At 68.4% G+C, this 8,332-nt stretch carries 7 protein-coding genes; 4 read left to right on the top strand and 3 right to left on the bottom strand.

Going from position 1 to position 8,332, the window contains the following annotated elements:
- Positions 1–594, bottom strand: a 594-nt coding sequence (locus tag G3O00_RS37180; RefSeq protein ID WP_206145994.1) for an FAD-dependent oxidoreductase, incomplete at its 3' end; no start/stop codon positions are given.
- Between the two features lie 224 nt (positions 595–818).
- Between G3O00_RS37180 and G3O00_RS37175 the strand changes: the two genes are divergently transcribed.
- Together G3O00_RS37175 and G3O00_RS37170 are read left to right on the top strand one after the other, a co-directional pair.
- Positions 819–1,673, top strand: coding sequence for a helix-turn-helix domain-containing protein (locus G3O00_RS37175; protein WP_006485970.1), 855 nt, complete (start codon positions 819–821; stop codon positions 1,671–1,673).
- A gap of 131 nt (positions 1,674–1,804) precedes the next feature.
- Positions 1,805–3,472 (top strand): ATP-binding domain-containing protein, encoded by a 1,668-nt coding sequence (locus G3O00_RS37170; RefSeq protein WP_206145993.1) that lies wholly within the window; start codon positions 1,805–1,807, stop codon positions 3,470–3,472.
- Between the two features lie 56 nt (positions 3,473–3,528).
- Here G3O00_RS37170 and G3O00_RS37165 read toward each other — a convergent pair whose 3' ends face one another.
- Positions 3,529–5,088, bottom strand: coding sequence for a methyl-accepting chemotaxis protein (locus G3O00_RS37165; protein WP_011354764.1), 1,560 nt, complete (start codon positions 5,086–5,088; stop codon positions 3,529–3,531).
- Between the two features lie 230 nt (positions 5,089–5,318).
- On the opposite strand from G3O00_RS37165, the gene G3O00_RS37160 reads away from it, so the two are divergent.
- Entirely contained in the window at positions 5,319–6,833 is a 1,515-nt protein-coding gene (locus G3O00_RS37160) for an MDR family MFS transporter (RefSeq protein WP_206145992.1), read from the top strand.
- A gap of 59 nt (positions 6,834–6,892) precedes the next feature.
- Here the strand turns inward: G3O00_RS37160 and G3O00_RS37155 are convergent, their stop codons facing one another.
- On the bottom strand, positions 6,893–7,891 hold the full coding sequence (locus G3O00_RS37155) for a quinone oxidoreductase (RefSeq protein WP_206145991.1): 999 nt from the start codon (positions 7,889–7,891) through the stop codon (positions 6,893–6,895).
- 132 nt (positions 7,892–8,023) lie between these two features.
- On the opposite strand from G3O00_RS37155, the gene G3O00_RS37150 reads away from it, so the two are divergent.
- The coding region (locus G3O00_RS37150; protein ID WP_206145995.1) for a LysR family transcriptional regulator at positions 8,024–8,332 on the top strand (309 nt) is incomplete at its 3' end.

Below are 8,332 nucleotides of genomic sequence, written 5' to 3'. Positions count from 1 at the left end.
CCGGCCGCTAGCAAAGCGCAACTGCTGCCGTTGCCGACCGATCAGGTCCGTCGCCTCGGCGGCACGCGCAGCGAACGCGGCGGCCACGCGGCGCGGCTCGGCCTGCCCGTCGGTCGCGGTGTACAGCCCGCCGAGCGTGCGTGCCTGCGGCGAAAGACCGCTGACACGCTCGTCGATTTGCGCGCGCGTCAGCGTGCGCGTGTCGAGCCCGTGCTCGCGCGCGACAGCAAGCCACGCGTTGAACGACGCCCAGTCCGTTTCGTTGTCCGCAATATAAAGACAGCCGCCTTGCCGCCACTCGAGATCGAAACCGAGCGTTTCCTCTAACTCTTCCCAGATCCGCATGCCGGCCATCATCAGCGGCACCTCGGCTGCTTCACGGCCCTGCTGCCGTACGAAGCCCCACGCACGGGTCGACTGCTGTCCGGCGATGCGCGACTTGTCGAGCACGACGGCCTTCAGGCCGCGCAGGCCCAGGTAATACGCGGCTGCGCAGCCCATGATGCCAGCTCCGGCGATCACGATATCGGCGTCGGTCGGGAAGCGAGCGCCGGCGAGGGTCAGGGCATCGTGCAGCGGATAGGTTGTTGTCATTGTTTCCTGTCAGGCGTTAATGCATCGAAATACGGACCTCGGTGGTAACGTCGTGACACACCTTTCACACAAACGCACCTTTCACGACACTGGATAACGACCATTTTGCGGTAAAGTTATCTTTTCCGCGCGTGGCCGGTCGGCTCGCCCCTGGACGTCATGAAGACTGTCCGTCGAGACTGCCGCAAGGCGTCGTTCTGAACGTCACGATCCGTTCCCGTAGCATGACCACTGAAGCAATCACCACGGATTCCCTCGCGGTTGCCGAGCGCGTGCGCGAGCTGATGACCCGCAACGGCATCGGCAAGCGCCAGCAGACCACCGAGCTGTGCCGCATCCTTGACCTGAGTTTCTCGCAAGGCCACCGCAAACTGCGTGGCAGCAGCCCCTGGACGCTCGCGCAGATCAAGAAAGTCGCCGAAGCGTACGGCGAACCCGCCGCCCAGCTGTTCGGCGCGCAAACGCTCGACCCCGGCATGGTCGGCGCCTACTCGCAGGAAGCCGTCCTTTACGCGGGCGTCGCCGAGATTCCGTGCACCGCATGGATCGGCGCGCCGCTCGAAGCCGGCGCGCGCCCCGAATTCGTCGCGTATGAACAAAACGGCCGCTGGCGCGTGCTGCGCCACACCGGCGTGCTGTACCAGAACGCGTACGACGTGCACAAGATCGAGATCTATCCGCGCCGTGCGGAGAGCGACAAGCTCGTCGTCGCGGTGATCGACCCCGATCGCGTCAGCGCGACCGAGCTGTGCCGCTATCTCGAACGCCAGGGTTTCGCGACCGCCGCATTCGACGGCCTCGCGCCGTTCGTCGATGCGCTGCAGGGCCAGGCGTTCGACGCGGTCCTGACCGAATGGCTGTTCGACGACAGCACGGCCGCCACCGCGATCAAGGCCGTCCGCACGTCCGACAACCCGGGCGCACCGATCTTCGTGCTGACGGGCGACCTGCTCACCGGCCGCGCGAGCGAAGCCGACATCAGCGAAGTGATCCGCGCGTTCGACGTCGTCTGCTACGAAAAGCCGGCGCGCATGGCGATCCTCAGCGCCGATCTCGCGAAACGGCTCGCCCGCGGGTAACGCCCCCGGGCCGTTCCTCCTCGGCACGGCCAACGTCCGCGCGGCACGGCGATCGTGTCGTGAACAGGTTGATAGCTCAGTACAATAGCCGCACCTGTTCACGCCCACGCCGGCATCCGCCGCCCGACGCCATGGCCCGCCTCATCCCCGACGACTGGAAAAGCCTCGCCGCAACCGGCGCGGCCGAACGCGAGCGCGAAACGCTCGCCGCGCTCGAACACGCGCTGCCCGACACCTACACCGTGTATCACGGCGTGCACTGGACCCGCGCCGACCAGGCGTTCTCGGTGTTCGGCGAGGCCGCGTTCGTGGTCGTGAGCCCGGCCGGCCGCGTGCTGCTGATCGAACAGAAAGCCGGCTTCCTGCGCGAAACGCCGAAAGGGCTCGTGAAGGCCTATCTGCAGAAGGAACGCAATGTCCCGATCCAGCTCGCGCGCACGCAGGAAACGCTGCACCGGCGCCTGACGGCCGCGCTCGGCGCGGGTGTCTACGGCGTCGAGGCGCTGCTGTACTGCCCCGACTACTCGATCCGCGACGCGTCGATCGCCGGCGTCGCGGCCGACCGCATCGTCGATGCGTCGCGCAAGGCGCAGCTCGCGCAGGTGATCCTGCAGATCCTGCCCGAAGACGACGAGCACTTCCCGAACGCACCGAAACTCCACCATTTCCTCGCGGACGAGCTCGCGCTCACGCCCGACACGAGTGCGCTCGTCGGGCAAGCCGGCACGCTCGTCACGCGGCTGTCGGGCGGGCTCGCCGCGTGGGCACGCCAGCTCGAATTCGCGCCGTTCCGGCTGCGCGTCACCGGCACGGCCGGCTCGGGCAAGACGCAACTCGCGGTGCAGGCGATGCGCGATGCGGTCGCGGCCGGCAAGCGTGTGCTCTACGTGTGCTTCAACCGGCCGCTCGCCGACTACATCGCGCGCATCGCACCGCCCGGCGCGAAGATCGCGAACTACCACCAGCTATGCGACTGGGTCGCGCGCGACGGCGGCTATACGCCCGACTTCCAGGTACCCGGCGAATTCGAGCGGCTCGAGGCGCGCTTCGCGGAAACGCCGATCCCCGGGCACTGGCGCTTCGACGTGCTGGTGGTCGACGAGGGGCAGGATTTCCACGCGCCGTGGGCGGCCGCGCTGGAGCGCTTGCTGGCGCCGGATGGCGCATGGTGGTGGCTGGAAGATCCGCTGCAGAACCTGTACATGCGCGAGCCGGTCGCGCTGCCGGGCTGGGTCACGCTGAAGGCGCTCACGAACTATCGCAGCCCGCGCGACCTGCTTGAATTCGTGCGCGACATCGTCGGCCGGGTCGAGCCGCTGGCGGCCGAGCTGCGCTCGGGCAGCCCGTTCGACGGTTCGGATCCGTCGGTGTCGTCGTACGGGGAAGCAGGCGCGTCGGGAGACGCGTTGGCCGACGCCTGCATCGACGCGACCAAGCGGGCGATCACGCACGCGCTGTCGCTCGGCTTCCGCAAGCAGGACATCGCGGTGCTGTCGTATCGCGGCCGCGAAGGCTCGGTGCTCGCACCGCTCGATCAGCTCGGCCCGCACCGGCTCAAGAGCTTTACCGGCAAGTACGACCTGTTCGGCAACCCGGAGTATCGCGAAGGCGACGTGCTGCTGGATTCGATCTACCGCTTCAAGGGCCAGTCGGCGCCGTGCGTGATCCTCACCGAAGTCGACTTCGACACGCTCGACGCGCGTGCCGCGCGCAAGCTGTTCGTCGGCGCGACGCGTGCGACGATGAAACTGCTGATCGTCGCGTCGTCGCGCGCGGCCGCGCAGCTCGCGGCCGTCTGACGTAACGGGCCGGCGACCGGCGGGCAAGCACCCGCCGCGTCGCCACCCGCGGTCGATCAGGCTACGCGGAACGCGCCGACCGCGCGGCGCAGCCCGTCGGCCTGCTCTTCCAGCGACGCTGCTGCCGCCGCGGCCTGCTCGACGAGCGCCGCGTTCTGCTGCGACACCTGGTCCATCTGCGACACCGCGCGGTTCACCTGTTCGATCCCGTCACGCTGCTCGCTCGACGCGGCCGCGATCTCGGTCATGATGCCCGTGACGCGGCCGATCGCCTGCTGGATGTCCTGCATCGTCGCGCCGGCCGTGCCGACGAGCCGCGAGCCGATCGCGACGCGCTCGACCGATTCGCCGATCAGCGTGCGGATTTCCTTCGCCGCGGAAGCCGAGCGTTGCGCAAGCGTGCGCACCTCGCCCGCGACCACCGCGAAGCCGCGGCCCTGCTCGCCCGCGCGCGCGGCTTCGACTGCCGCATTCAGCGCGAGGATGTTGGTCTGGAACGCGATACCTTCGATCGTGCCGATGATGTCGGCGACCTTCTGCGAGCTCTGGTCGATCTCGTTCATCGTGCCGATCACCTCGCCGACGACCGTCGCGCCGCGCGTGGCGATCTCGCTCGCGGTATCCGCGCAGGCCTGCGCCTCCACCGCATTGTCCGCGTTCTGCTTCACGGTCGCGGTGAGCTGCTCCATGCTCGCGGCCGTCTCCTGCAGCGCGGACGCCTGTTCCTCGGTACGCTGCGACAGGTCGGTATTGCCGGCCGCGATCTGGTGGGTCGCCGTCGAGATCGCTTCGGAACCCTGGCTGACCTGGCGCACGGTGTCCGCGAGGCTGCGCTGCATGCCGGTCACGCCCTTGACCAGTTCGGCCATCTCGTCGCGCGACGACCAGCGCACTTCCGACGTCAGGTCGCCGTCCGACAGGCGGCGGAAATGCGACAGCAGGCGATTCACCGGCTGCGTGATCGCGTAATGCAGACCAATCGCGCAGCCGAGGCACGCGGCCAGGCCGAACGCGATACCGGCGATCGCGCCCGCGCGCATCCAGCCGTAATAGGTCTGCGCGGTGTCGTACACGTCCTTGCCGCGTGCGACCTGGTACGCGTCGAGCGCATCGGTCGCCTGCGTGAGCGCGACCGACAGCGGCGGCGCCACCGACATCAGCAGCCGGTCGGCCTCGTCGCGGCGGCCGTCGCGGACCGCGTCGATCATCGGCTTCAGCGCCTGCCCGATCAGCGCCTGGCGCGCGGCGTCGAGGCGGCTCGCGAGCGGGCCTTCGTCGCCGTCGTGCGGCATCGACGCATAGCCGCGCCACGCGGTGTCGGCCTTCGCGAGATAGTTCTCGGCCTTCTTGACGAGATCGGGCACTTCCGGCGCTTCCGGATGCAGCATCGCGCGGTCGAGCGTCGTGCGCACGATCGTCAGGTTCAGGCTGGCCGCGGACAACGCGGTCTTCGCAGCCAGTTGCTGCGTATAAGCCTCGTCGAGCGCGCGGTTCGAACTCTGCATGCCGGCGAGGCCGATCAGCCCCGACACGACGAGCAGCACGGCGACGAGGCCGAGCGTGGAGAAGATCCGCGTACGGATCGAGAAACGGGAAAACAGGGCGTTCAGGTTCATGACGGGACGTGAGCGGTGAAAAATGCCGCGGCAATCGCTCCGCAGCACTCTGGATTACGGTTTGCCTGCAAAAAACTTGAGTCCGTCCCCGCTTTCCCCTGATCCCGGTCAATTTTTCGGGCCGGCAATCTCCTGTTACGGTTGCAACACATCGAGGCTGGGCAGAAATTGACTAGTCAACCATCTGTCGCTATAGTTCGACGCAATTCCCTGCCATGGCAGATATATCAATGACAACCGACACCGTCCTCACTCCGCCGGCCGCCGAAACGGCCCGCCGCGACGCGCCGACCGGGCTGATCGTCGCCGCGCTGCTGCTCGTCATGCTGTTGTCCGCACTCGACCAGACGATCGTGTCGACCGCGTTGCCGACGATCGTCGGCGAGCTCGGCGGGCTCGACCAGTTGTCGTGGGTCGTCACCGCGTACCTGCTCTCCTCCACCGTCGTGCTGCCGCTGTACGGCAAGCTCGGCGACCTGTACGGCCGCAAGATCGTGCTGCAGGCCGCGATCGTGCTGTTCCTGGCGGGCTCCGCGCTGTGCGGCGTCGCGCAGGACATGACGCAGCTGATCGTGCTGCGTGCGCTGCAGGGGCTGGGTGGCGGCGGCCTGATGGTCGTCACGATGGCCGCGATCGGCGATCTGGTGCCGCCCGATCGCCGCGCGCGCTACCAGGGGATGTTCGGCGGCGTGTACGGCCTTGCGACGATCATCGGCCCGCTGCTCGGCGGCTTCCTGGTCGAGCACCTGTCGTGGCGCTGGATCTTCACGATCAACCTGCCGCTCGGCTTTCTCGCGCTCGCGGTGATCGGCGTCGCGTTCCGGCCGCACACCGCGCACGTGAAACACCGGATCGACTACATGGGCGCCGCGTTCCTCGCCACCGCCCTCACCTGCGTGATCCTGTTCACGAGCGAAGGCGGCTCGCTGCTGCCGTGGACGTCGCCGCAGCTGTGGATGACGCTCGTGCTCGGTGTCGTCGCGATCGGCGGCTTCATTTATGAAGAGCGGCTCGCGGCCGAGCCGATCATGCCGCTCGAACTGTTCCGCCATCGCACCTTCGTGCTGGTCAGCCTGATCGGCTTCGTCGTCGGCATCGCGCTGTTCGGTTCGGTCACGTTCATCCCGCTCTACCTGCAGGTCGTGAAGGGTTCGACGCCGTCGCAAGCCGGGATGCAGCTGCTGCCGATGATGGGCGGGATGCTCGTGACGTCGATCGTCAGCGGCCGGCTGATCTCGCGGCTCGGCTCGTACCGGATGTTCCCGATCCTCGGCACGCTGGCCGGCGGCATCGCGATGGCGCTGCTGTCGACGCTGACGCTCGATACGCCGCTGCACACGATGTACGCGTACATGGCGCTGCTCGGGATCGGGCTCGGCATGGTGATGCCCGTGCTCACGCTCGCCGTGCAGAACACGGTCGAATTCCGGCACATGGGCGTTGCGACGTCGGGCGCGACGCTGTTCCGCTCGATCGGCGGCTCGCTCGGCGTCGCGGCGTTCGGCGCACTGTTCTCGCACGGGCTGCAGTCGCGGGTAATGGCTGCGCTGCCGGCCGGCACGGAGCTGCCGCCCGCGCTCGGCCCGGCTGCCGTGCATCAGTTGCCGGATGCCGTGCGCGACGCGTATCTGCATGCATTCGCCGGTTCGCTGCATGTCGTGTATCTCGCGGCGGCGACGGTCATTGCGATCGCGTTCGTGCTCGCGTGGTTCGTCGAGGATGCGCCGCTGCGCAAGCACAACTGAGCCTCCCGTGGATCGCGACGCGCGCGTCGAGCCGTATCGCGATCCCCATCCTCCCGCCATCAAGGCACCAGCACGACCCCACCCGTCGTCGCGCGCGACTCCATCAATCGGTGCGCATCGGCCGCCTGTTCGAGCGGCAGCCGCGCGCCGATCTCCACGTGCATCCCGCTCGCCAGCCGTTCGAGCGTCGCGCGCGCAGCCTCCCGATATCCGTCGACGTCACGCGCGATGAAGCCGAGCACGCTCGGCCGTGCGAGCGCGATTGACCGGGCCGGCCCCAACTCGTCGAGATCGAACGTCTGCCGCACGCCGATCGCGGCCACCTGCCCGATGCTCGCGACCATCCCGAACGGACGAACCGCGCCGAGCGTGCGCGTCAGCACGTCGCCGCCGATCCCGTCGATCGCAAAATCGACCCCCGCGCCACCGCCGAACGCGCGTGCCGCCGCGACAAAATCCTCCTCGCGGTAATCGACAACCGCCTCGGCGCCATGCGTGCGCGCAAGCGCGGCCTTCGCGGCCGACCCGACCGTGCCGATCACTCGCGCGCCGAGCGCACGCGCCCACTGCGTCGCCAGCAGCCCGACGCCGCCGGCCGCTGCCTGCACGAGCACCGTGTCGCCGGCGCCGACCTGCCGGACGCGATGCAGCAGCATATAAACGGTGATCCCTTTCAGCAGCCCGGCGGCGGCAGCTTCGTCGCTCAACCCGTCGGGGATCGGCAGCACGCGCTCGGCCGGCATCGTGCGCAGGCTCGCATAGCTGCCGGTCGGCATGCCCGCATACGCGACACGCTGGCCGGGGACGAGCTCCGTCACGCCCGGCCCGACCGCGTCGATCACGCCGGCCGCCTCGACGCCAAGCGCATCGGGCAGCGAAGGCAACGCGTGCGCCCCCGTCCTGAAGTAGATGTCGACGAAATTCACGCCGATCGCGGTCTGGCGAATCCGTACTTCGCCGGCACCGGGTGGCGCGACAGGTGCATCGACGCGGCGCAGCACGCCGGCGTCGCCGTAGCGGTCGATCCCGATCCGGATGGCGGTGACAGTCTGGGTCATGACGTTCCTCACAATCGAATTGAAGTGACATGATCATCCCATCGTGCATAATCGATCAGAATTCCCGTAAATCGCCCATCCACTGTGCAAAATTCGCCCGATCCGGACCCCGTTCCCGCGTCCGCGCTGCCGATGAGCTGGGACGACATCCGCTATTTCCTTGCGGTGATGCGCAGCGGCAGCCTGTCGGCCGCCGCGCGGGCGCTTCAGGTTCAGCATTCGACAGTCGCGCGGCGCATCGACGCACTGGAGTCCGCGCTCGGCATCCGGCTGTTCGACCGGCTGCCGCGCGGCTGGCCGCCGACCGACGAAGGGCTGCACCTTGCCGAGCACGCGACACGCCTCGAAACCGACGCGCATGCGTTCGCGCGCGCCGCCCAGGGCGCGGCGGCGCTCGACGGTGTGGTGCGCGTATCGGCGTCGCCGGTGTTCGCCAGCCAA

The sequence above is a fragment of the Burkholderia sp. Ac-20384 genome, assembly GCF_017104605.1.
Classification (GTDB): Bacteria; Pseudomonadota; Gammaproteobacteria; order Burkholderiales; family Burkholderiaceae; genus Burkholderia; species Burkholderia lata.
Note: the sequence above shows the minus strand (reverse complement) of the source record. Positions and strands in the feature narration are given on the sequence as shown.